The 22,133-nt window shown below is 70.8% G+C and carries 19 protein-coding genes; 8 read left to right on the top strand and 11 right to left on the bottom strand.

What is annotated here, in order from left to right; translation table 11 throughout:
* Nucleotides 1-15: 15 nt before the first annotated feature.
* The 6 genes from VGC13_RS16415 (at nucleotide 16) to VGC13_RS16390 (ending at nucleotide 7,908) form a co-directional block, all read left to right on the top strand.
* Nucleotides 16-1,155: an alkene reductase gene (locus VGC13_RS16415; RefSeq protein ID WP_331126357.1), complete on the top strand. Its 1,140-nt coding sequence runs from the start codon at nucleotides 16-18 to the stop codon at nucleotides 1,153-1,155.
* A gap of 77 nt (nucleotides 1,156-1,232) precedes the next feature.
* Nucleotides 1,233-1,415: a hypothetical protein gene (locus VGC13_RS16410; protein WP_331126356.1), complete on the top strand. Its 183-nt coding sequence runs from the start codon at nucleotides 1,233-1,235 to the stop codon at nucleotides 1,413-1,415.
* Nucleotides 1,412-2,422 (top strand): SDR family NAD(P)-dependent oxidoreductase, encoded by a 1,011-nt coding sequence (locus VGC13_RS16405; protein WP_331126355.1) that lies wholly within the window; start codon nucleotides 1,412-1,414, stop codon nucleotides 2,420-2,422. The genes VGC13_RS16410 and VGC13_RS16405 overlap by 4 nt, the downstream gene beginning before the upstream one ends.
* A 453-nt stretch (nucleotides 2,423-2,875) precedes the next feature.
* A complete protein-coding gene (locus VGC13_RS16400; RefSeq protein ID WP_331126354.1) occupies nucleotides 2,876-4,246 on the top strand; it encodes an MFS transporter in 1,371 nt (456 codons plus the stop codon).
* Between the two features lie 466 nt (nucleotides 4,247-4,712).
* Complete coding sequence (locus tag VGC13_RS16395; protein WP_331126353.1) at nucleotides 4,713-6,566, top strand: ABC transporter ATP-binding protein; 1,854 nt, start codon at nucleotides 4,713-4,715, stop codon at nucleotides 6,564-6,566.
* 211 nt (nucleotides 6,567-6,777) lie between these two features.
* Nucleotides 6,778-7,908, top strand: coding sequence for a tetratricopeptide repeat protein (locus VGC13_RS16390; protein ID WP_331126352.1), 1,131 nt, complete (start codon nucleotides 6,778-6,780; stop codon nucleotides 7,906-7,908).
* Nucleotides 7,909-8,018: 110 nt separating this feature from the next.
* Here the strand turns inward: VGC13_RS16390 and arsS are convergent, their stop codons facing one another.
* From arsS to VGC13_RS16355, 7 genes are all read right to left on the bottom strand, one after another.
* Nucleotides 8,019-9,071, bottom strand: a complete 1,053-nt coding sequence (gene arsS / locus VGC13_RS16385; RefSeq protein WP_331126389.1) for an arsenosugar biosynthesis radical SAM (seleno)protein ArsS — start codon at nucleotides 9,069-9,071, stop codon at nucleotides 8,019-8,021.
* A gap of 141 nt (nucleotides 9,072-9,212) precedes the next feature.
* Complete coding sequence (locus VGC13_RS16380) at nucleotides 9,213-9,560, bottom strand: arsenosugar biosynthesis-associated peroxidase-like protein (protein WP_331126351.1); 348 nt, start codon at nucleotides 9,558-9,560, stop codon at nucleotides 9,213-9,215.
* A gap of 768 nt (nucleotides 9,561-10,328) precedes the next feature.
* Entirely contained in the window at nucleotides 10,329-11,003 is a 675-nt protein-coding gene (locus tag VGC13_RS16375; RefSeq protein ID WP_331126350.1) for a DUF5666 domain-containing protein, read from the bottom strand.
* Between the two features lie 310 nt (nucleotides 11,004-11,313).
* Nucleotides 11,314-12,099 (bottom strand): DUF5715 family protein, encoded by a 786-nt coding sequence (locus VGC13_RS16370; protein WP_331126349.1) that lies wholly within the window; start codon nucleotides 12,097-12,099, stop codon nucleotides 11,314-11,316.
* A gap of 157 nt (nucleotides 12,100-12,256) precedes the next feature.
* Nucleotides 12,257-14,698, bottom strand: a complete 2,442-nt coding sequence (locus tag VGC13_RS16365; RefSeq protein WP_331126348.1) for a transglycosylase SLT domain-containing protein — start codon at nucleotides 14,696-14,698, stop codon at nucleotides 12,257-12,259.
* A 270-nt stretch (nucleotides 14,699-14,968) separates the two neighbouring features.
* A complete protein-coding gene (locus VGC13_RS16360; RefSeq protein ID WP_331126347.1) occupies nucleotides 14,969-16,258 on the bottom strand; it encodes a type II toxin-antitoxin system HipA family toxin in 1,290 nt (429 codons plus the stop codon).
* Entirely contained in the window at nucleotides 16,255-16,557 is a 303-nt protein-coding gene (locus tag VGC13_RS16355) for a helix-turn-helix transcriptional regulator (RefSeq protein ID WP_331126346.1), read from the bottom strand. Before VGC13_RS16355 ends, VGC13_RS16360 begins: the two co-directional genes overlap by 4 nt.
* A 247-nt stretch (nucleotides 16,558-16,804) precedes the next feature.
* On the opposite strand from VGC13_RS16355, the gene VGC13_RS16350 reads away from it, so the two are divergent.
* Nucleotides 16,805-17,944 carry a hypothetical protein gene (locus tag VGC13_RS16350; protein ID WP_331126345.1) on the top strand — a complete coding sequence of 380 codons (1,140 nt, stop codon included), beginning with the start codon at nucleotides 16,805-16,807 and terminating at the stop codon, nucleotides 17,942-17,944.
* Between the two features lie 341 nt (nucleotides 17,945-18,285).
* Here VGC13_RS16350 and VGC13_RS16345 read toward each other — a convergent pair whose 3' ends face one another.
* Nucleotides 18,286-18,885 carry a TIGR04282 family arsenosugar biosynthesis glycosyltransferase gene (locus VGC13_RS16345; protein WP_331126344.1) on the bottom strand — a complete coding sequence of 200 codons (600 nt, stop codon included), beginning with the start codon at nucleotides 18,883-18,885 and terminating at the stop codon, nucleotides 18,286-18,288.
* A 104-nt stretch (nucleotides 18,886-18,989) separates the two neighbouring features.
* Here VGC13_RS16345 and VGC13_RS16340 point away from each other — a divergent pair, with 104 nt between their 5' ends.
* On the top strand, nucleotides 18,990-19,781 hold the full coding sequence (locus VGC13_RS16340; RefSeq protein WP_331126343.1) for an HD-GYP domain-containing protein: 792 nt from the start codon (nucleotides 18,990-18,992) through the stop codon (nucleotides 19,779-19,781).
* Nucleotides 19,782-19,972: 191 nt separating this feature from the next.
* Here VGC13_RS16340 and VGC13_RS16335 read toward each other — a convergent pair whose 3' ends face one another.
* The 3 genes from VGC13_RS16335 to VGC13_RS16325 all read right to left on the bottom strand — a co-directional run bounded on the left by VGC13_RS16335 (nucleotide 19,973) and on the right by VGC13_RS16325 (nucleotide 22,112).
* Nucleotides 19,973-20,728 (bottom strand): Nif3-like dinuclear metal center hexameric protein, encoded by a 756-nt coding sequence (locus VGC13_RS16335; RefSeq protein ID WP_331126342.1) that lies wholly within the window; start codon nucleotides 20,726-20,728, stop codon nucleotides 19,973-19,975.
* A gap of 137 nt (nucleotides 20,729-20,865) precedes the next feature.
* The gene (locus tag VGC13_RS16330) at nucleotides 20,866-21,297 is read right to left on the bottom strand and encodes a polymer-forming cytoskeletal protein (protein ID WP_331126341.1); all 432 of its coding nucleotides are present in this window, start codon (nucleotides 21,295-21,297) and stop codon (nucleotides 20,866-20,868) included.
* 8 nt (nucleotides 21,298-21,305) lie between these two features.
* Nucleotides 21,306-22,112 carry a M23 family metallopeptidase gene (locus VGC13_RS16325; protein WP_331126340.1) on the bottom strand — a complete coding sequence of 269 codons (807 nt, stop codon included), beginning with the start codon at nucleotides 22,110-22,112 and terminating at the stop codon, nucleotides 21,306-21,308.
* Between the last annotated feature and the right edge of the window lie 21 nt (nucleotides 22,113-22,133).

The raw sequence follows: 22,133 nt of genomic DNA, 5'->3' as shown, positions 1-22,133 counted from the left end.
GAGGGGATGACGAAGATGAGCGAGCGTACGCCGAACCTGTTCACCCCGTTCCGGCTGGGGCCCTACGAGCTGCGCAACCGGGTGGTGATGGCGCCCATGACGCGCAGCCGCGCCGGCGAGGGCGGCGTCCCCACGCCGCTGATGGCCGAGTACTACACCCAGCGCGCGGGCGCCGGGCTCATCGTCAGCGAGGGGTCGCAGGTGTCGCCGCAGGGCGTGGGCTACCCCGGCACGCCGGGCATCCACACCGACGCGCAGGTGGCGGGGTGGCGCCGGGTGACGGACGCGGTGCACGCCAAGGGCGGGCGCATCTTTCTGCAGCTGTGGCACGTGGGGCGGGTCTCGCACCCCTCGCTGCAGCCGGGCGGCGCGCTTCCCGTCGCACCGTCGGCCATCGGCGCGCCGGGCGAGCTGTACACCGGGCAGGGGATGAAGCCCTTCGTTACGCCCCGCGCGCTGGAAACGGACGAGATCGCCGGAATCGTGGAGCAGTATGCGGAGGGCGCGCGGCGGGCGTACGTGGCGGGGTTCGACGGGGTGGAGCTGCACGGGGCCAACGGCTACCTGATCGACCAGTTCCTGCGCGACGGCACCAACCACCGCACCGACCGCTACGGCGGCTCGGTAGAGAACCGCGCCCGCTTCCTGGAAGAGGTGACGGCGGCGGTGGTGGACGTGTGGGGCGGCGAGCGCGTGGGCGTGCGCATCAGCCCCATGGGCCTGGTGAACGGGATGAGCGACACGGACCCCGTGGCCACCTTCGGCTACGCGGCGTACGCGCTCAACCGCTTCAACCTGGCCTACCTGCACGTGTCGGAGACGATCGGCGAGCAGGAGCGTCGATCCGCGGACGGCTCGTTCGTCGTACTGGGTAGAGCGGGCGCGGAGCCCCGCGTCTCGCCCGTGCTCAAGGCCATCTTCCGCGGCCCCTTCATCGCCAACGGGGGCTACGACGGCCAGACGGGGAACGCGGCCATCGCCGACCGGCAGGCGGACCTGGTGGCGTTCGGGGTGCCGTTCCTGGCCAACCCCGACCTGCCCGAGCGGCTACGGGCGGACGCCCCGCTCAACACGCCGGACCGCGCCACCTTCTACGGCGGCGACGAGCACGGCTACACCGACTACCCGGTGCTGCAGACCGCTGGCGCGGCCTGACGCACCACCCGCCCACCGGCCGGGGGGCCGGCGGGCACACATGGAACGGGATCCGAGGGAAGGGAAGGGTTCTCCACATGCTGGCACTGCTCTCCGCGCCGCGCGGCCGCGTATCCGCCGCCCGCCTTGCCGCCCGGTCCGCCCAGCGCGGCGCGGACCCGGACGCGTACGGCATCATCATCCGCATGCCCCGCGCGCCGGCCGACGCCGAGCCCGCGCACGTCCTGACGGCGCTGCCGGAGACGGGAGGCGTCCAGTGAGCGCCGCGCCGCTGGACGGCAAGGTGGCCCTGGTCACGGGCGGCACCGGCGGCATTGGCCGCGAGACCGCGCTGGGGCTGGCCAAGCTGGGCGCCACGGTGGTGGTCGTGGGCCGCAACCGGGCGCGCGGCGAAGCGGCGGTGGAGGCCATCCGCTGCCAGAGCGGCAACGCGCAGGTGGAGCTGATGACGGCGGACCTGTCGTCGCTGGACGAGGTGCGCGCTCTCGCGGAGCGGTTCTCGGCGGCGTACGACCGCCTGGACATCCTGGTGAACAACGCGGCGGGGATGTACGCGGAGCGCCAGGAGACGGCGGACGGCCTGGAGGCCACGCTGGCCGTGACGCACCTGTCCCCCGCCCTGCTGACGCACCTGCTGCTGCCGCGGCTGCGTGCCTCGGTGCCGGCGCGCATCGTCAACGTGGGAAGCGGCGTGCACCGCCACGTGCGCATGCGCTGGGACGACCTGCAGTCCGCGCACGGCTACCGCGGGCTGGACGTGTACGGCCGGGCCAAGCTGCTGAACCTGATGTGGACGTACGAGCTGGCCCGCCGGCTGCGCGGCACCGGCATTACCGTGGTGGCCGCGGACCCGGGGAGCGCGTGGACGCCCATGACCGAGGCGATGGTGCCGGCGATGCTCCCGGTGCCGCTGCGGCTCACCTGGCCGCTGCTGCGCCGCGTGCAGCGCAAGCAGACGCCGGAGGCCGCCGCCCGCTCGTCGGTGGTCGCCGCGACCTCGCGCGAGCTGGTGACCGGCGCGTGGGTCGACCCGCGTGGCCACGCCGCCCGTTCGTCCCGGGCGTCGCACGACGGCGAGGCCGCGCTGCGGGCGTGGGAGACCACGGCGGAGCTGCTGGGGATTCCGGTGGCGCAGTTCGCCGCCGCCCCGGCCACCCGCAGGCGCACTGCGCGTCACCCCGCGTCCCGCAGCCGCGTCGCGCGGAGCGGATGGCCCGGTGCGGTGTACCGGGAGGATTCCGCCCCGGGCAAGGCCACGGCGGCCTGACTGGACGCCGGGATTCGCGGGAATCGCCGCGAGCCCCGGCGGAGCGAGTGAACTCGCCGCAACGACTGCGGAAAGCCCCGTAAACCGCGCGGGGCTTCACGGGCTCGGAAGATCGCGCAACACCCGTCCGCGAAGGCGGACATCGCGTTTCCCCAGCCGCGAATTCATTCGCCCCGGCGGCCTGACGGAGGACACCCGGCTCGCCGTCATCATCGCGAGCCCGGCTAGAGCGAGTGAACTCGCCGCAACAACCGCGGAAAGCCCCGCAAACCGCGCGGGGCTTCAGGGGCTGGGACGATCGCGCAACACCCGTCCGCGAAGGCGGACATCGCGTTCTCCCAGCCGCGAATTCATTCGCCTGAGGCGGCGCCCCCGGATCGTGGAGATCCCGGCCGCCGCATCCGGATCTCCCGGATTGTGAATCGTGGTACAGGAACCTTGAAACGGAGCAGGATGGCGGGTCTTCGCCTTACGTCGAACGTATTCAACCGGCGCGAGTGGCTTCTGCTGCTCGTGCTTACCGCCGTGCAGTTCTGCCACATCCTGGACTTCGTCCTGATGATGCCGCTGGCGCCCCTGCTCATGCGCTCGCTGCACATCTCGGCGCGCGAGTTCGGGCTGCTGGTGTCGGCGTACACCTTTGCGGCCGCGGCGTCGGGGCTGGTGGCGGCCGCCTTCATGGACCGGTACGACCGCAAGCGCATGCTGCTGTTCCTGCTCGCCGGCTTTGGCGTGGGAACGCTGCTGTGCGGACTGGTGGACGAGTTCTGGATGCTGATGGCCGCGCGCGTGGTGGCCGGCTCGTTCGGCGGCGTGCTGGCGGGCGTGGTGTTCGCCGTGGTGGGCGACCAGATTCGCCCCGAGCGCCGCGGCACGGCCATGGGCGTGGTGATGGGCGGCTTCAGCGCCGCGTCGGTGCTGGGGCTGCCCTTTGGGCTGGCGCTGGCGGAGCGCGGCGCCTGGGAAACGCCCTTCCTCTTTCTTGCCGCCGTGACGGCCGTGGTCTTCGTCATCACCGCCGTGGCGCTGCCCAGCATGCGCGGGCACCTTACCGGGCGCCGCAGCGACGATCCGTCGCCCTTTGCCCAGCTGTGGCAGGTGGCGCGCGAGCCGCGGCACGTGCGGGCGTACCTGCTCACCACCGCCATCATGTTCTCCGCCTTCACGGTCGTGCCGTTCCTGAGCGCGTACCTGGTGGAGAACGTGGGGATGCCCGAGACGCAGCTGGACCTGATGTACCTGGCCGGCGGGCTGGCCACCATCGTCACCGGGCCCATGCTGTGGGGGCCGCTTGCGGACCGCTTTGGCCACAAGCGGGTGTTCGTGCTGACGGCGGCGCTCAGCACCCTCCCCATCATCGCCGTCACCCACCTGCCGCGCGTGTCGCTGCCGGTGATCCTGGTGGTGACCACGCTGATGATGGTGATGGCGTCGGGGCGCATGATCTCCGTCACCGCGCTCATCACCGGCGTGGTGGAGCCGCGGCGGCGGGGCAGCTTCATGAGCCTGAACTCGTCCATCCAGCAGGGCGCGGCCGGCGCCGCGGCGTTCGTGGCCGGCATGCTGATCGGCGGCGGCGAGGGCGAGGCGCTGACGGGCTACCCGCGGGTGGGATACGTCGCCGTGGCCGCCACGCTGGTGACGCTGCTGCTGGTGCGCGGGCTGCGGCAGGCCCGCGTTCCCGACGCGCACTCGCCCTTCGAGGCCGCCGGCGCTCCCCCGCTCGCCGAGCCCATGGAGTCGCCGCAGCCCGCCTCCGACGACGCGCCCCGCCGCCCCGTCGACCGCCGCCGCCGCCCCCACGCCACCGCGGCCGAAGACTGATCGCGATCGGCAGGGCGGGGCGGGGTGGCGGACGGAGCGGAACAACGCTCGGCTGTCCAGGAGGGTGCCGCTGAACTTCTGGGATGGTAAAGGAAGCGCTGACTTCCTGAGATGGTGTTGCTAAACCTCAAATCCATAACGAAGCGGTGACTTCCTGAGGGAGCGCATACGTTTAACCAGAAGTCACACTACAGGTTGCGCGCGACCGAAGGACCTCGTCTCGGTGGCGCAGGGGCCAGATCAGGGCACGGGACCAGCCCCGTCGTTCTGCTGGCGAGGTCCTTCGGTCGGCGCCAAAGCTCATCGCAAGGCAGGGTGCGGAGCGGCGCCTCCCTCAGGAAGTCAATCTGGGTGGGAGTCGGGGAATACACCCCTCTCCGTCCCGATCGGACAGACACGGTTGTCGAACTTCGAAAATCCACCTCCGCGCTTCTCCGCGTGAGACCCCCTTGCATGGGATGACGTGATGGCAGAAGACGCTACCAAGGCCGCCAAAAAGCCCAAGCCCCTCCGCAGCGCCGAAGCCTGGGCCGAGGCGCGGCGGCTGATGTGGTCGCACCGCCGGTACCTGGGCATCGGCCTGGTGCTCATGCTGGTGAGCCGGGTCGCGGGGCTGGTCCCCGCCGCCAGCTCCAAGTACCTCATCGACAACGTGCTGGCCAAGCAGCGCGCCGACCTGCTGCTGCCGCTGGCGGGCGCCGTGCTGGTGGCCACGCTGGTGCAGGGCGTGACCTCGTTCGCGCTGTCGCAGGTCATCAGCGTCACCGCGCAGCACGCCATCACCAACATGCGCCGCCGCGTGCAGCGCCACATCACCCGCCTGCCCATCCGCTACTTCGACGGCACGCAGGTGGGCGTGCTGGTGTCGCGGGTGATGAACGACGCCGAGGGGATCCGCAACCTGGTGGGCACCGGCATCGTGCAGCTGGTGGGCAGCCTGTTCACCGCCGCCCTGGCGCTGGTGGCGCTGCTGTACCTGAACTGGGCGCTCACGCTGGCCATCGTCGTCATCCTGGGCGCGTTCGGCTTTACCATGAGCACCACCTTCAAAAAGCTGCGCCCCATCTTTCGCGAGCGCGGCGAGATCACCGCGCAGGTCAACGGCCGGCTGACGGAAACGCTGGGCGGAATCCGCGTGGTCAAGGCGTACGGAACGGAAAAGCGCGAGCAGCGCGTGTTTGCCCAGGGCGCGCACCGGCTGTTCCGCAACATCGCCAGCTCCATCACCGGCGTCTCCGTCGTATCCTCCGTGGGCACGGTGGTCATCGGCGCCGTGTCGCTGGCCGTCATCGTCATCGGCGGCCGGGCCATCCTGGCGGGGACGATGACGCTGGGCGACCTGTTCGCCTTTGTCTTCTTTACCGGCCTGCTTGCCGCGCCGGTGATGCAGATCGCCTCCATCGGCACCCAGATCAGCGAGGCGTTCGCCGGGCTGGACCGCATCCGCGAGGTGATGGGGATGCGCACCGAGGACCAGGAGGACAGGGACCGCGAGCCGCTGGGCCGCATCGAGGGCGACGTGCGGCTGCAGGACGTGTGGTACGAGTACAACGAGGGGCAGCCCGTGCTGCGCGGCATCGACGTGCACGTGCCGGCGGGGACCACCACCGCGCTGGTGGGCAGCAGCGGCAGCGGCAAGAGCACGCTGGTAAGCCTGGTGATGGCGTTCAACCGGCCCACCGCGGGGCGGCTGCTGATCGACGGGCGCGACCTGAACGGCCTGAAGCTGGCCGACTACCGCGCGCAGCTGGGCGTGGTGCTGCAGGAAAACTTCCTGTTCGACGGCACCGTGGCCGACAACATCCGCTTTGCCCGCCCCGACGCCACCCGCGCCGAGATCGAGGAGGTGGCGCGCATCGCCAACGCGCACGAGTTCGTCCGCGACTTTCCCGAGGGATACGACACGGTGGTGGGCGAGCGCGGCATCAAGCTGAGCGGCGGGCAGCGGCAGCGCATCGCCATTGCCCGCGCGCTGCTGGCGGACCCGCGCATCCTCATCCTGGACGAGGCCACCAGCTCGCTGGACAGCGAGAGCGAGTACAAGATCCAGGAAGGCCTGCGCCGCCTGCGCCAGGGCCGCACCGCCTTCGTCATCGCGCACCGCCTGTCCACCATCCGCAGCGCGGACCAGATCCTGGTGCTCGAGGCGGGCGAGATCGTGGAGCGCGGCAGCCACGCGCAGCTGATGGCGCTGGGCGGCCGCTACCGCGAGCTGCACGACCGGCAGTACGAGCTTGAAAGCGACCGCTTCATCAACCCCGGCGAAGACTTTACCCCCGACCCCGACTTTGCCGCCGCCGCTTCGGCTGGCGACGACTGACGGCCCCTGAACGGCGAGGGGTACAGAGGAGCAGAGAACCGCCAGAGGAGCAGAGGAGACCGATCTTCCTCTGCTCCTCTGGCTTTTGTCTGCCCCTCTGTACCCCTCGCTTTTGTCTTTGGACCCGGGATCATCATTGCCCGCCGGCGGAAACGCGTGTATCGTGAGATCGCGCTCTCCTCAGGCCAATCCCCCATCCCGCCCCCCCTCCATGCGCAAACCCCTGATCCGGCTCGTGCTGGCCATGGCCGCCGCGCTGCTCCCCGTGGCCCTCGCGGCGCAGGCGCAGCCGCCGCGGCCCAGCCTGGGACGCAACGCGGACCCCAACGACTGGGAAGCGTACTTCGAGCACGGGCAGCGGCTGTTCGACCGCTCTCCGGCGCAGGCCGCGGCCTCGTTCTACTGGGCATCGCGGGTGGATCCCACGCGCGCCGAGCCGCTGTTCGCGCGCTGGGCGGCCTTCTTCAAGCAGGACTACGGGACGTGGCTGGCGTACCTGGAAGGCGACCAGGAGATCCTGCGCCGCGCCAACGTCATCGAGAACGAAGCGCTGCTGACGTGGGCGTACCGCCGCAACCCGTTCGTGCACCGCGGCTTCGAGGCCGCGCTGTTCTCGGGGCTGGGCCGGCGGCTGCGCTGGGACGGCGCCACGGCGGCCTTCATGGAGTACGGCCGGGGCGACTTTCCCGACGCCGCGCAGGAGTTCGGGCGGCTGGTGCGCTCCAACGAGCGAAACGTGCGTTTTCGCTACTGGCGCGCGCTGGCGTTCGTGGGCGGCAGCCAGCTGGACAGCGCCGCGGCGGAGCTCACCCACCTGCTGGACGCGCTGCGCGCGGAGGATGCGCAAGTGGTGCGCTACCACTACGAGTCCAAGGCGCTGATCGAGTACGCGCTGGGCCTGCTGCACGAGGCGGCCGGGCGCCCCGCCGAGGCGCGCCGGGCGTGGGAGCGCGCGCTGGAGGAGGACCTGTCGATGTACCCGGCCCGCGCCGTGCTGGCGCGCCTGGCCCTGCGCGAGCGCAAGGCGGCCGAGGCCGTGGAGCACATGGCGCAGGCGGTGGAGATTGCCCCCGGCGATGGGGTGATGCAGTACGAGTACGGCAACGCGCTGATGTCCGCCAGCCGCCGCGACGACGCCATCGCCGCCTACCAGCGCGCCCTGCAATTGGAGCCGCACTGGGCCGATCCGTACCTGCGGCTGGGCGTGGCCTTCGACAACGCCCAGGAGCCCGGCAAGGCCGCCGCGGCGTACCGCGCCTACCTGGAGCGCGCCCCGCGCCGCCAGGCGACCGAGATCCAGCGCGCCACCCAGCGCCTTGCGGCCCTCGCCCCCGGCGGCTGACAAAGACAGGGCCTCACACAGAGTCAGCAGAGTCAACAGAGGAACTTGCACTCTGTTGACTCTGCTGACTCTGTGTGAGGCCTTCTTCTTTTGGTGGATCGCGATGATTGCTACGCGGTCGCGCCGCCGCAGCTGGAACCGGCGCCGGCGGTGCAGCCGTAGCAGTGCGGGCCCAGCACGATCTCGCGCCGGGACAGCGCCTCCAGGTCGAAGTCGAAGATGGTGCGCGCCGCGGCCGGGTGCACCGGCATCTCCAGCATCTGGTTGAAGTCGCAGTCGTACAGCGTGCCGTCCCACCCCACCGACAGCGTGTTGCGGCACATCACCCCCGCGGCCGCGGCGGGATTGAACGCCGTCACCAGCCGCTCCATGTACTCGTCCAGCCGCCCGCTTTCATCCAGAAAGTCCAGAAAGCGGCTGATGGGCATGTTGGTGATGGTGTACAGCCGCGTAAAGCGAATGCCGTACAGCCGCTCCATCTGCCGCTTCCACTCCGCCTCCAGCCCCGTCTGGTCGCCCGGCAGAAAGGTGCCGACCGGGTTGGTGACCAGGTCCAGCTGCAGCCCCGTCCCCTCCTGCCCGTAGCCCAGCGCGTTGAGCGCCCGCAGCGCGTCCAGCGACTCGGTGAACACGCCGTCCCCGCGCTGCGAATCCGTCCCTTTTTCGCGGTAGTGCGGCAGCGAGGCCACCACGTGCACGCCGTGCTCGGCAAAGAATGCCGGCAGGTACGCGTAGTTGGGCAGGCGGGTGATGGTCAGGTTGCAGCGGTCCATCACGTGCTTGCCCGCCTTCCGCGCCCGCACCACCAGCTCCCTCCAGCGCTTGTGCAGCTCCGGCGCGCCGCCCGTGATGTCGACGGTGGGGATGTCGGTGCCTTCGATGACCTCGAGGCAGCGGTCCATCACCGCGTCGGGCATCATCTCGGTGCGGTCCGGGCCCGCGTCCACGTGGCAGTGGCGGCAGGTCTGGTTGCACTTGCGCCCCACGTTGATCTGAAAGATGTCGATTCCCGTGGCGCGCAGCGGGTACAGCCCCGCCCCGTCCAGCGCCGCCGCGAAGCTGCGCGCCACCGGCACGCGCCCCAGCACCGCCTGCTGCTGCATGGCGGAGGCAAGCGGCACGTGGCGCTTCTGCAGTGTCGGCAGGACGCGGTGGCGGGACAGGGTAGGGGACATCGGCGTCGGGCTTCGAGGTGGTGGAAAGCGATGGGGTAAAAGTGCCTAGTACCTAGTACCTGGTACCGAGTCTGTTACTAGGCACTAGGCACTAGGCACTAGGCACTCGACACTTGGCACTGCCTTTTCCTACATCCCCAGGTGCTCGGCGTGGTTCCGCATCTGGATGCCGTGCACCAGCGATGCGCCGCCGCGGATGGCGGCGGCCACGTGCACGGCCTCCGTCATCTGCTCGGTGTCGGCGCCCTTCTGCAGGCAGTCCTGCGAGTAGGCGTCGATGCAGTACGGGCACTGCACCGCGTGCGCAACCGCCAGCGCGATCAGCGACTTTTCGCGCTGCGTCAGCGCGCCCTCGGCGAACACCGCGTTGTACCAGGCAAAGAACTTCTGCGCCAGCTCCGGCGCGTCCTTGCCGATCTCGGCAAAGCGCGGCAGGTCCTGGGCGTCGTAGTAGTGCGGGGCGGCGGCGGTGTGCATCGTCGTTCTGATGGCGCGAGAGGTTTGGGCAACGTGAGGTGGCGTACACCCAATCTAGCATTCGATCGCCATGAGAGACATTGGGCGTACGTTGTACATTGCCCGCACGATGCAGGCCGCCCCGCCCACACGCCGGATACCATCCCCATCCCAAACCCGCGGAAGCACCTGTCATTCTGAGGGAAGCGCCCCCCGGGCTTCCGGGAACGCCACGGAGCCTGTTGGCGCGACCGAAGAATCTCCCTCCCCTCGCGCGGAGCCCTCTCCCGGGCAACGCCCGGAACACATCGTGACCGACAGATCCCGCCGCCCAGCATAAAGATTCTTCGGTCGGCGCCAAGCCCCGGGGCGTACAGAGAGCACTGCGCGGCGCCTCCCTCAGAATGACAGTTTGGGCGGATGTGGTACCATCCCCATCTCCAATCCGCGGAAACACCTGTCATTCTGAGGGAAGCGCCCCCCGGGCTTCCGGGAACGCCACGGAGCCCGTTGGCGCGACCGAAGAATCTCCTCCCCTCGCGCGGAGCCCTCTCCCGGGCAACGCCCGGGAACACACCGTGACCGACAGATCCCGCCACCCAGCATAAAGATTCTTCGGTCGCGCCACTGGCTCCGCAGTTTTCCCGAGAGGCCGGGGTGGCGCTTCCTCAGAATGACAGTTTCGTCAGAGTTGTATATCCCCAGCGCCGGGCTCGAAAACATCAACGGAGCCGGCGGAGACCCTCCTCCGCCGGCTCCGTTGACTCCGTATGAGCCCAAAATCCTGGATTACCGGAACGAATCCATCTGAAAGCGCCCGTTGGCCACGTACCGCCCCGACACGCGCACCCGGTCGCCCTGGCGCAGGCGCCCGAAGCGCTCGCGGACCCCGCGGCTGGCGTTGGACGAAAGGTTCACCCATACCGTGCCGCGATCGGTGTGCAGCTCGAAGCGCCGCGCGCTACGGTCCACCCGCCCCACGCGTCCCTCCGCCGCGCGCGCATCGTACCGCTCGTCCCGGCGGTCGTCCCATCGATCATCTCGACGGTCACCGCGCCGGTCGCCGCGCCGGTCGTCGTAGCGGTCGCGGTCGCGGGAGTCGCGCGCGATCCGGCGCACCGTCACGTGGCGCGTGTACAGCTCTCCGCGCGAGTCGCGGCTCACGCGCATGCTCACGTAGTCCCCGTGGTTCAGCGCCGTGGGACGGGCGCGCCGGTCGCCGTACACCACCTCGGTGCGCCCGTCGTAGCGCACCTGCGCCGTGCTTCCGTTGTCCCGCTGCAGGCGGATCACGCGGTAGCGCTCGCTCACGTCGCGCACCTCGCCGCGCATCTCGGTGGCGCCGCCCCATCCATCGCGCCCGCCGTACACCACGTCTTCCCAGCCGTTGCCCGCGCACCCGCCCGTTGCGGCGGTCAGCGCGAGGGCCGCGCAGGCGGCCAGACCTCGCATCATCCTGTTCATCTCACACTCTCTGCTCTTCAGGGGTACCACGAAGCCCCGTCCTCTACCACGGGACGGCACGCCAACCCGGAAGAGCAAATGCCGGCGCGCGGCGAAATCGGCTTCCTTGCTGGATTCTGATCGATCTGCCGCACGCCGTCTGTCCGAGCGCGGGGACGATGGATGTCCGCTCCGGCGAGGGCGCATCGACGCCTATTCATCATCTGCTACGCGAATGCGGCGCAAGCAGATGCGGGTGGATGACGAGAGTGCCCAGCCGGATGCATCCAGCTGGGCACTCGATCCTCATCCACCCGACTCCGCCGGCGGTCTACTTCGCGGGGATGATCAGCACCTGGCCCGGGACGATGCGGTTGCTGCGCATGTCGTTCGCCGCGCGCAGCCGTTCCACGGTGGTGTCGTTGCGGCGCGCGATGCCCCACAGCGAGTCGCCCTGGCGCACGCGGTAGGTGGCGCGGCTGGCGGACGCGGTGCGCGTGGTGCGTGTCGACGACGTACGCCCCTCGGAGGGAGCGTCGCCCCCGCCGCCCGAGTTGCTTACGTAGCGGCGGTACTGGGTGGGAAAGATGGCCACGTGAAAGTGCGGCGGGCGGTTCTCCTCCGTCGCTTCCAGCACGCCCTCGTCCTCCAGCGACAGCAGCGTCCGCCGCAGCCAGGCCAGGCAGTCGCGCCCCCGCGGCTTGCGGATGTCGATGGCCATTCCCGTGGGGTGCACCGAGCGGTCCGCCGAGTTCACCAGCCGCAGCGAGGTGGGCCGCGCCGCGCTGGTGATGACCAGCCGCTCGCCGCACCGGTCATGGTACTGCGCCGCCAGCCGCTGCACGAAGATGCGCGCGCTGGGCAGCACGTACGGGTACGACACGCCCGACAGGCGGTAGTGCTCGTTGCCGCTGAGCCGCACCAGGTCACCCTCGCGCGCCGCGCCGCGCACGCCCGTGCCGCTGCGGTAGAACGTAAGGTCGTGGTTGCGGGCCTGCTGGTACATCCGGTCGATGCTGGGGCGCGAACCGCGCAGGCTTTGCGCGGCGGCCGGCGCCGCGCCCATGCCGAGCGCCGCCAGCAGCACCACCAGGGCTGTCGGTCGGGGGATTCGCATCATCAAAGCCAGAAAGCAGGGGCCGGCGGAACCAGAGGGCCGGCCAGAGCGGAAGCGCGGGCGCCGTGTCGCACCATGGTAGGCGCGCGCACGGCGGCGGTCAACGTTTACCCCGGCACCGGCGCCGGGTTTCCGTACGTGCGGGGCACGAGAAAGGTTACGAGCCGCCGGCCGAGAGCCCGGGCGAGCGGCCGCCGCCGTACAGCCGGCGGTACACCACCGCGTTGCGCAGCACCAGCTTTACGTACTCGCGCGTCTCGTCGAACGGGATCTTTTCGCGGAATGCGTCGGGGTCGCCGCCGTAGCCCAGCTCGCGGCGCCAGCGGTCGGCGCGGCTGGGGCCCGCGTTGTACGCCGCCAGCGCCAGGTCGCGCTTGCCGCCGTAGCGCCGCAGCTGGTCGCGCAGGTAGCGGGCGCCCATCCGCAGGTTGATCTCGGGCACGGCCAGCAGGCTGGGATCGAAGCTGCTGACCCCCGCGCCCGGCGCCAGCCACTGCCCCGTGGCGGGCATGATCTGGCTGAGCCCCGTGGCGCCCACCCACGAGCGCGCCCGCGGGTTGAACGACGACTCCTGCCGCACCAAGCCAGCCAGCAGGTACGGATCCACGTCCACCCGGTTGGCCTCTTCCAGCACCAGGTCGCGGAAGGGAAAGGGAAAGACCACGCGCAGCAGCCGCCCGTCCCACTCGCCGCCGCGGCGCGCCAGCAGCTCGCGGCCCAGGCGAATGCCCTCCACCGGGTGCCCCGCGTCGCGCAGCCCCTCGGCCAGCGCGATGAGCGCCCCCGGGCGGCGGTCCAGCCGGCGCTGCTGCCAGTCCAGCTCCTGCTTCCACGCGTCCGCCAGCCCCGCGCGGTCCAGCGCATCCAGCCGCGCCAGCGCCGCCTTGGCCTCGCGCGCGTCGCCGGGGACGGGCGACCAGCCGCGGTCGTTGGCCAGCGCCGCCGCCAGCGGGTCGGCGCCCAGCCGGTCCGCCGCGCGGATGGCGTAGTACGACACGGGATCGCCGGCGATGGCGGCGCCGTACAGGGCGCGCGCCCGCTCGTCGCGCCCCGCGCGCTCGTGCAGCACGCCGGCGCGGTACGCCGCCTCCGCCGTCTGCTCGCCCGTGGGATAGCGGCTGGCGTACTGCTCCCACGCCGCCGCCGCGCCCGCGGGGTCCTTGTTCTTCAGCCGGCGGTCGCCCACGCGGTACAGCGCCTCGCGCGCGTCGGGCGAGGCCGCCACGTCCGCCGCGCGGCGGTAGTAGCTGATGGCCGCCTCGCGGTTCTCCGCCGCGTCGCCCAGCAGAAAGAGCGCGCTGCCGGCGGCGGCCGTCCCCGGCCGCTTCTCCACCAGCCGGCGCAGCTCCGCGTAGCCGTCATTGCTCCCCAGGCGGACGAGCGCGCGGGCGGCGTACAGCTCCGCCTCCGCCGCCTGCGCGGGGTCCGCCAGCCGTGCCGCCGCGTCCGCCAGCACCTCGCGCGCGGGGCGAAAGTCGCGCTCCTCGAACAGCAGCTTGCCCAGCCGCAGCCGCTGCGCCGCATCGTCCGGCGCGCCGGCCCGCAGCGCCGAGCGCAGCGCGCGCGCCGCCAGCCCCGGGCGCTTGCCGGCCTCGAACGCGGCCGCGCGGGCCAGCTCCTCGTCCGCCGTGCGCGTCCCCGCCATCTCGCCCAGCCGCGTGGCCGCGCGAACACGGAGCACGCCCGGCGCGCGCGGGTCCACCGCCACCTTGCGCAGGTGCGTCCGCGCCTCGGCGTCGCGCCCGCTGGCGTCCAGCAGCCGCGCATGGTCCAGCGCGATCTCCGCCGCCTCCAGCGACGCCTGTGCGGCATCCAGGATCGGCGCCTCGGCCGCCAGGCGGCTGAGCGCACGGGCCGTGTCGCCGCGGTCCAGCCACAGGCGCGTCTCGGCGCGGGCCAGGCGCAGGCGCACAGGGCCGCTGGCGCTGGGCGCGGCCGCCGCGCGCGCCGCCTCGGCGTCGCCGCCCTTTACGCGCGCCTCCGCCTCCAGCGCGCGCATCCAGTCGGCGCCCTCGCCGCCCTCGCGGGCCGCCAGCGCGTACGCCTCCGCCGCGCCCTTGGTATCCTTGGCGCGGGCCAGCGCGTGGCCCAGGCGCGCCGCGGCCTCGGCGCGGTGCTCCGCGCGGCGGTTGGCCAGGTACCGCCGGTATCCGTCCGCCGCCGCCGTCCACTCCCGCCGCGCCTCGTCCGCGCGGGCCAGCAGGTAGCGGCCCTCGCCGCGCTCGCGCTGGTCCAGCCACGCACGGCCCTGCAGCAGCCGGCGCACGTGGCTCCATCCATCCCACCCCGCCGCCGCGCGCGCCGCCAGCACCACCACCTGCTCCGGCGCGTCGTCGGGCTTCTTTACGTGCCCCCGCAGCACTTTCCACGCGGCCCAGGGGCGGCCGGCGTCCAGGTGCCCCTGCGCCTCGCGCGTGGCCAGCGCCATCCCCGCGTGCGTCAGCACCGGCATGGCGTCGTCCGGCAGGCGGGGCGTAAGCTCTTCTACCGACGGAACGTAGGAGAAGATTGCACGTTCCCCGGAAGCCGTGCCGAATGCAAGGCCCGTGGCCAGTCCCACGAGGGCGGCGTACAGGGGTGTGCGGGGATGTTTGACCATGCGGGTACTGCCGTTTTGCGAGCGGATACGCGGGCGGGCGACGAATGTGTGCGATCCGGCGCCCCGCCCATTCTCACGTGCTCGCGGGCGCGAACGAGCACGATCTGTTCCCCGGGCGGTGCCGGGGCAGAAGCTTGCGACGTGAACGATGCTCGGGGGATTACCTTAAGATGAACCCCGCTCCGCCGCCGGGGTTCCCTCGCGGAAGAAGTGGTAAGTGGTTGCGGGGGCATCAGATCGACAGGAAATTCGCGCGACGGGCCAGCCCGGTCACCGCGTGGATGGGTGATCCAGCGCCTTCAGGCAGGCCGCCGCGTTCCGTCGGACCTCCTTCCGCAGCACGTCGAGCACGGGATGGATGATCCCTTCCCCGCGGGCGGCGTCACAGACCTCGTCCAGCCGCTCCGGCACGGCCTGCACGATCAGGCGTACGCGCTCTTCCGCATCGTCCACTCCCATCTCCCTTCCCAGCCGCTCCCAGTGCCGGCCCTGGATCTTCCAGATCCGGTACTCGCCACCCACCCGCATCGCCAAGCTGGCCTTTCGCATCGGGACGCGGCGCGGGTACGGAAGAACGCTGGCGATGTCGTACAGCGGCGCCAGCCGCACCTGCCCGGTGGCGATCAGCACCGCGAAGTTCTTGGCGTGCGCGTCCGTCCCTCCGATCACCCAGTTGAGCGCCAGGGCGCTCAGCAGCGTGGCGACGTCCTCTTCGGGCGCGTTCGAGAACTCCCGCAGCACGCCGGCTAAGGCCGCGGCACCCGGACCGCCTTCCGCCTCGTACTTGGTGCGCGGAGAAACGCTGAGCGACTGGCAGAAGTCCTCCTGGTGAATGCGGACGATGTGATCGCCCACCACCATCCGGTCGTACCGCTCCACCACGATCGCGATCTCGTCGCCGAACCGCGTCACCTCGGTGCGCGCGGTGGGCAGGCCCAGGGCGGCCGCCAGCCGCAGGCACAGGTGCTCGTTCTCGGCGAACCCATCCAGGTCGCCCAGCGGGGGCTTGAGGATGTGTGTAGTGGGTGTGCGGCCGGAGGGCACGCCCCAGCGCCCGTCCTGGTACAGCAGCGCCGTCTTGGGCTGGGCACCCGGAAGGCTGAAGTAGCCCGGATCGGCACGCACCCGTCCGGTGGCGTTCTCGGTGCGCAGCTCCCGCAGCGTGCTGGCGATCTGCGATTCCGCCAGCCAGCGGACCGGGGGATCGGGGTTCGCCTGAAGCTCGGCGACGCGGTCCGGCCGGCAGAACTGCACGGCGCCCGCGCAGTCCTCACCCACGTGGGCCAGAAGGGCAAAGGGATTGCGCGCGGAGACACGGAACTGTGCGCTCCAGCGCGCCAGGATCCAGTCGTTGTCGGGAAGAAGCCCCTCCAGGTACGGACGGATCCGCTCGTCCTCGTGCTCGCGCCGGGCCAGGGGCATGGACAACGACAGCGGATAGGCACTCGCCCGATCACGCCACGCCTGGCTGTACGTGAACCGCAGGCGCCCTTGCAGGTTCTGCTCTACGTGCCCTACCACGCGGCCGCCCAGCAGCGTCGTCAGCTCCGGGGCGCTCACGACCGTGTCCTCCTGGCATTCTCCACGATCTGGCCAAGGTCGGGGACCCAGAATTCACCGTCGTCCTCGATCCGCGGCGAAGCTGGAGACGCCGCATCGCGCACGTCGAAGGCCAGTCCCAGGGCGACAAAGGCCTTGAGCACGAGCCCGATCTCCGCGCCGCTGTTCCCCCGCTCGGCCTGGATTACCCAGGAGCGAGACACCCCGATGCGCGCCGCGAGCGCTGCCTGCGAAAGGCCCAGCTCCAGCCGCTGGTCACGCATCCGAAGCCCGAGCTCACGCGCGTTGCGAATCAGCATTGTCTCCCTCACTCCCGGGAATTGCCATGCGACTACCACTTTGTCGGCTATAGCCTACAAATTTCGAAGTGACCGCCATAGCCTACAATCTTCAGGTTGACTGCTATAGCCTACAATATGAAAAATGTAGGCTATAGGCAACATCGGCGAGTGGGATGACGGGCGCGTGCATCGAGCGGCAGAAGCGGCACGCGCGTTGCCCCCACGCACTGCGGCCGTCAACCATCCTCCGATTCACCGGAAGCCCGTGTCTGCTCTGGACCTGCTCCCCTGGCCGAATGCCGACCGGCGCAAGGCAAAGCGCGACTCCGATCGGCGCACGCAAGCGCGGGACGAGGGCGGGTGGCCCACGCTCTCGTTCTTCTGCGAGCTGCGGGGCCCGGAGCTGGTGCGTCTGTTCCAGGACGAGACGCTCATCCCGCTGCTCAAGAAGCTGGGGGCAACGGTCACCATCGGGCTGGTGGACCTGAGCCGCGAGCGGGCCCAGGTGGCGCGGCAGCTGAGCGCGGCCGGGGTGCCGGTGGCGGCGTGGCTGCTGCTGCCGGAGGAAAGCGGCTACTGGTTCAACGCGCACAACGCCACCGACGCGTGGGAGCGCTACGGCGACTTCATCGCCTGGACGCGTGCGCACCGGCTGCGCTGGTCGCGCGTGGGCATCGACATCGAGCCCAACATCGACGAGGTACGCATGGTGCGGCAGCGGCCGCTGGCGGTGCTGCGCGCCATTCCGCGCATCTTTCGCTGCATCCGCCGCAACCGCGAGATGTACCAGGGGCTGGTGGCGCGCATTCACGCGGACGGCTATCCCGTGGACGCGTACGTGTTTCCGTTCATCCACACGGAGCGCGAGGCGGGTACGGAGGTGCTGCAGCGCATCACCGGGATGATCGACCTGCACGTGGACCGCGAGATCGCGATGCTGTACACCAGCTTCGTGCGGCCGTACGGGGAGGGGTTCCTGGACTTCTACGCGCGGCACTTTCCCGCGGTGGCGGTGGGCGTGACGGGCGGCGGGGTGGAAGAGGGGCTGGACCCGCCGCCGCCGCTTACCTGGGACGAGTTCACGCGCGACCTGCGGCTTACGCGCCGCCACACGCGCGACATCCACGTGTTCAGCCTGGAGGGGTGCGTGGAGCAGGGCTACCTGGAGCGCCTGGTCGACTTCGACTGGGGAGTGCCCACGCACGCGCCGCCGGATGCGCTGGAGCGGGCCGCGGCGCTCACGCGGCAGATGAAGTTCGCCCTGCGCGCGCTGGACCGGCCGCACGTCGCCTCCCTGGCCGCCACCGCCGCCGTCGTCGTCCCCATCGGCCTGCTGGGGCTGGCGGTCCGCATGCTCCGCCGCGGCGACGACGACGGGACGCCGGACCCGCAGCAGTCGTCGTAGCCGGGCCCTGACAGGGAATAGGTAATAGGGAATAGCCGGCAACGACGAGTTTTCTCGTGCCGTTTCCTCGGCTCCACGATCCAGGCGTGATCGAGGTCAGTTGACACCCTGGCGCGCCGGCCGACGAGGCACGAGCCGGCGTGAACTGCCGGGAACGCGAGAGAGATGGGATGCGGCAGGGGGCCATCCGCGTTTTTGGCGGGGGATGCGGATCGCACGATGACCTCCGCGGCACATGGCAACAGGCGGTACGCACCCCCTGATGCGCGGTCCCGAGAACCATCCGCCACCACCGCGATCGAGGTGAGCGCGGGGACGCGGGTCTCTTTCCGGTGTGCGTACTACCCGTCCCGCATGCCGTCCTCGGCCCACCCGGGCGGCAGGTCCTCCGCCGTGTCCACGTCCGCAAGCGTGTCCAGCATCGCCGGCTGCACCCCCGCCGCGCGCAGACGGTCCAGCGTGGCCGCGAGCACACCGGGCGTGCTCCATTCGATGCCTTCGAAGACGCCGCCGATCATCCCCGTCATCCCCAGCAGGTAGTATCCCCCGTCCCGTGCGGGGCCGACCACGGCGGGGCATCCATCCAGCAGATGGAAGGCGCGGCGCAGCAGGGGCGCGCTGATCTCCGGCAGGTCCGATCCCACGATCACCACGCGATCGGCACCGTCCGCAAAGGCGCGCGCGAACGCATCCCCCATCCGCATCCCCAGGTCCCCCTCCGCCTGCGGAAGGTAGACGGACCCCTCGCCCAGCCACGCGCGCACCGCCGCACCCGCGTCGGCGGGCGCGTAGTGGATGCGCACCTCCACGCCCTCCGCGGCCAGCGCGCGCGCCTGGGCCAACGTGTGCTCCGCCAATCGCTTGTAGACGCGGAGCGCCGCACGTCCGCCGATGGACGCCGCAAGGCGCGTCTTGACTCGGCCCAGCTCGGGGGCACGCACGAAAACGAGGAGAATGCGATGCGGGGCCCCGCCGGGGCGTGGCTTGCTCCGTGCAGATGTGGCGGGGCCAACGTGCGAACGGAAACCCTGGGATGTCACGCCGGATGCCGAGAAGTGGTGAAGAGGACGCGATGTGGCGCCTGGCGGGAGTCGCGACGGCTTCCGCCGGGCTGGTGTGGGCGGCGTGGATGGTGGATGCGGCGCGGCGGCGGCGGATCACCCGCCGGCTGCACCGGGGGATGGTGGACCTGCTGCTGAACGCCCTGTACGCCGGCGACCCGGTGACCGCGCGCCACAGCCGCCGCGTGGCGGACCTGAGCTACGCACTGGCGGAAGCGGCGGGAATGCGCGGCGCGGAGCTGCGCACCCTGCGCGTAGCCGCGCTGCTGCACGACATGGGCAAGATCGACGACCGCTTCTTTCACATCGTGCACTCGCGCACGCCACTGACCAGGGAACAGCGCGCCGAGATCAAGAACCATCCGCACGAGAGCGCCCACATCCTGGAGCCGCTTGAGACGGAGCACCCGGGGATCATGCGGATCGTCTCGTCGCACCACGAGTGCTGGGACGGCAGCGGGTATCCCGAGGGGCTGCACGACCTCGACATTCCCCTTGGCGCCCGCATCATCGCCGTCGCGGACGCGTTCGACGCCATGACGCAGCCGCGCAAGTACCGCGACGCCATGCCCCTGGACCGCGCCCTCGAGGCGCTGCGAGAGGGCACCGCATCGCAGTTCGATCCCGCGCTGGTGGACCTGGTCCACACGGAGCCGGTGCGCGAGGTCTGGAACGAAGTCGTGGAGCGCGACCTGTTCGCCGAGCGCTGCGCGCTGGACGGCGTCACCGAGGGCGACGAGAAGGAGCCTGCCGAGGAGGAATCGGCAGATAAATAAACGGTGGTTCGCGAACACGGTGGATAGCCAAACGGCCGTTCACTGGTCGCCCACTGTCATTCTGAGGGAGGCGCCGCGCTTAGACCGTCTTTACCCTCGAAGGCCAGAGCGCCGACCGAAGAATCTCCTTCGGAAACGGGCGGCCTCTCGCGCCAGAGCCCCCCGATCAGCGCTCTTCTCGTGGGCGAGTCTTACAGGCCCGTCGGGTGATCGATAAAGGTCCACTCGATCCCGAACTTCTCCTCCAGGTGCCGCCCCAGCGCGCGTACACCGAACGTCTCCGTGGCGTAGTGCCCCCCCAGCAGCAGGTTGATTCCCCCCTCCTCCGCGTCGAAGAAGTTGTGGTGCGCCCCCTCGCCGCTGACGTACGCGTCCAGCCCGGCCTTGGCCGCCGCCAGCGCCTCGCCGCCGGCGCCCCCGGTGATGACCCCCACGCGGCGGACGTGCTCGGGCCCGCCGGGCACCAGCTTTACCCGTCCGCCCAGCAACGCGTCCAGCCGCGCGCACAGCGCCTCGCGGCGGATGTCGATTTCGCCCCACACCCCCACGGGAAAGCCCTTGTACTCGCCGAACGCGCCGCGGATCTCCACCCCCAGCTCGCGCGCAAGCACCGCGTTGTTCCCCACCTCGGGGTGCACGTCCAGCGGCAGGTGGGCCGAGTACAGGGGCAGGCCGGCGTCCAGCAGCGCCTTGAGCCGGCGGTAGCGGCGGGCGGTGACGGGCTGGTTGCCGTCCCAGAACAGCCCGTGGTGCACCAGCAGCAGGTCCGCGCCCTGGCGCACCGCCGCATCGATCGTGTGCTGCACCGCGTCCACCGCCACGGCGATCCGCCGCACCTCAGCGCGCCCGGAATCCACCTGCAGCCCGTTGACCGCGTTGGGGTAGTCCGGCACTTCCGCAAGGCGCAGGTAGCCGTCCAGGTAGGTGACCAGAGAGCGAAAGTCCACGTTGGGAACGGGTTGCGGGTCGTATCCACAAACTTGTGGAGAACTCGGGTGGAAAACCGGGCCCCTGGGTTGTGGAAAACAGCCAAGTCGTTGATGCACAATGACTTGGCTGCTTTTGTTCAAGGTGTGGATAAACCCTACGATTGTGGGGAGTTATCCACGCGCGGCGGGGCGGGAAGGGCCAGCGCCTCGCTGCCGTCCAGCATCTGCGTTTGCCCGTTGTGCACCGCACCCTCCTCCACCACCAGGTGCCCGGTACGCACGCGGATCTGCCCGTCGATCACGCTGGTCGACTGGATCTCCAGCCGGCTCTCGGCCAGGATCGTCCCGTGCACCCGGCCTCCGATGACGGCGTCCTGGGTAAGGATGTCGCCCACCACCTCGCCCCCCTTGCCGATGAGCACCGCCTTGCCGGCGCGCACGGTGCCTTCGATGCGCCCCTCCACCCGGACGGTGCCGTCGGTGCTCAGGTTGCCGATGATGTTCATCCCCGGCCCGATGATGGAGATGGACGCCTCGCCGGACACGCCCCGCGGCAGCACGGCCTCGCTCTTCTTCCCTCCCAGCATTTCCGTCTTCAGTTCGGGTTGTGGATCAGGGCGCTGGGGTCCACCGGCCGCCCGTCCTTGCGAATCTCGAAGTGCAGGTGCGGCGCCGTGGACACCCCCGTGCTGCCGCTGAGCGCGATCACGCGCCCCTCCGGCACCCGCTCCCTGGCGCGCACCAGCAGCGACGACGCGTGGGCGTACAGCGACTCGTACCCGTCCGGGTGGGCGATGCGCACGAAGCGCCCGTACACGCTGTCTTCGCCCACCTCGGCCACGGTGCCGCCGCCGCTGGCCAGGATGCGCGAGCCCGACGCCACCGCGATGTCCATGCCCGGATGGCTGCCGCGGATGCGCGCCAGGTGCCCGCGCGTCACGAACCCCCGCGCCGCCAGCGGCCAGCCGCGGGGCAGGGAAGAGCGCTGCCGCGCCGCCGTGCTCTTCTCGCCGGCCGCCGAATCTGCCCGCACACTGTCTACCGCCGCGCCCGCGGCCGTGCTGTCGACGATGGCGGGGAGCAGGGTGGAGTCGGCGCCCAGCATGGCGCGCACCTTGGCGTATTCGGTGGACAGGTGCTCCACCGTCTGCCCCAGCTCGCGCATCTTTACGCGGTCGCGGCGCAGCTCCCGCACCTCGGCCGTCAGGCCGGGAACGCGCCCCGCCTGCGCCGCCAGCCACAGCCACGACCCGGCCATCATCAGCAGCACGAACGCCAGCACCCCGCCCCCGATCAGCAGCGCCCTTACGCGGCGATAGCTCACCTCGTACGAGCGGGTGCTGCCGGGGTCGCGGCCGTGCGGAATCCAGATGAAGGTCATCTGCCGGTCGTCAGGCGCCATCTTGAATCAAAAGTGCGTTAG

This window comes from Longimicrobium sp. (genome assembly GCF_036399255.1).
Taxonomy (GTDB): Bacteria; Gemmatimonadota; Gemmatimonadetes; order Longimicrobiales; family Longimicrobiaceae; genus Longimicrobium.
Note: the sequence above shows the minus strand (reverse complement) of the source record. Positions and strands in the feature narration are given on the sequence as shown.

Bases quoted from the DNA above. Each gene is read 5' to 3' on its own strand.
- VGC13_RS16415 (WP_331126357.1), top strand. From the start codon at position 16: ATGAGCGAGCGTACGCCGAACCTGTTCACCCCGTTCCGGCTGGGGCCC.
- VGC13_RS16410 (WP_331126356.1), top strand. From the start codon at position 1,233: ATGCTGGCACTGCTCTCCGCGCCGCGCGGCCGCGTATCCGCCGCCCGC.
- VGC13_RS16400 (WP_331126354.1), top strand. From the start codon at position 2,876: ATGGCGGGTCTTCGCCTTACGTCGAACGTATTCAACCGGCGCGAGTGG.
- VGC13_RS16395 (WP_331126353.1), top strand. From the start codon at position 4,713: ATGGCAGAAGACGCTACCAAGGCCGCCAAAAAGCCCAAGCCCCTCCGC.
- VGC13_RS16390 (WP_331126352.1), top strand. From the start codon at position 6,778: ATGCGCAAACCCCTGATCCGGCTCGTGCTGGCCATGGCCGCCGCGCTG.
- VGC13_RS16380 (WP_331126351.1), bottom strand. From the start codon at position 9,560: ATGCACACCGCCGCCGCCCCGCACTACTACGACGCCCAGGACCTGCCG.
- VGC13_RS16375 (WP_331126350.1), bottom strand. From the start codon at position 11,003: ATGAACAGGATGATGCGAGGTCTGGCCGCCTGCGCGGCCCTCGCGCTG.
- VGC13_RS16370 (WP_331126349.1), bottom strand. From the start codon at position 12,099: ATGCGAATCCCCCGACCGACAGCCCTGGTGGTGCTGCTGGCGGCGCTC.
- VGC13_RS16365 (WP_331126348.1), bottom strand. From the start codon at position 14,698: ATGGTCAAACATCCCCGCACACCCCTGTACGCCGCCCTCGTGGGACTG.
- VGC13_RS16355 (WP_331126346.1), bottom strand. From the start codon at position 16,557: ATGCTGATTCGCAACGCGCGTGAGCTCGGGCTTCGGATGCGTGACCAG.
- VGC13_RS16340 (WP_331126343.1), top strand. From the start codon at position 18,990: ATGCCGAGAAGTGGTGAAGAGGACGCGATGTGGCGCCTGGCGGGAGTC.
- VGC13_RS16330 (WP_331126341.1), bottom strand. From the start codon at position 21,297: ATGCTGGGAGGGAAGAAGAGCGAGGCCGTGCTGCCGCGGGGCGTGTCC.
- VGC13_RS16325 (WP_331126340.1), bottom strand. From the start codon at position 22,112: ATGGCGCCTGACGACCGGCAGATGACCTTCATCTGGATTCCGCACGGC.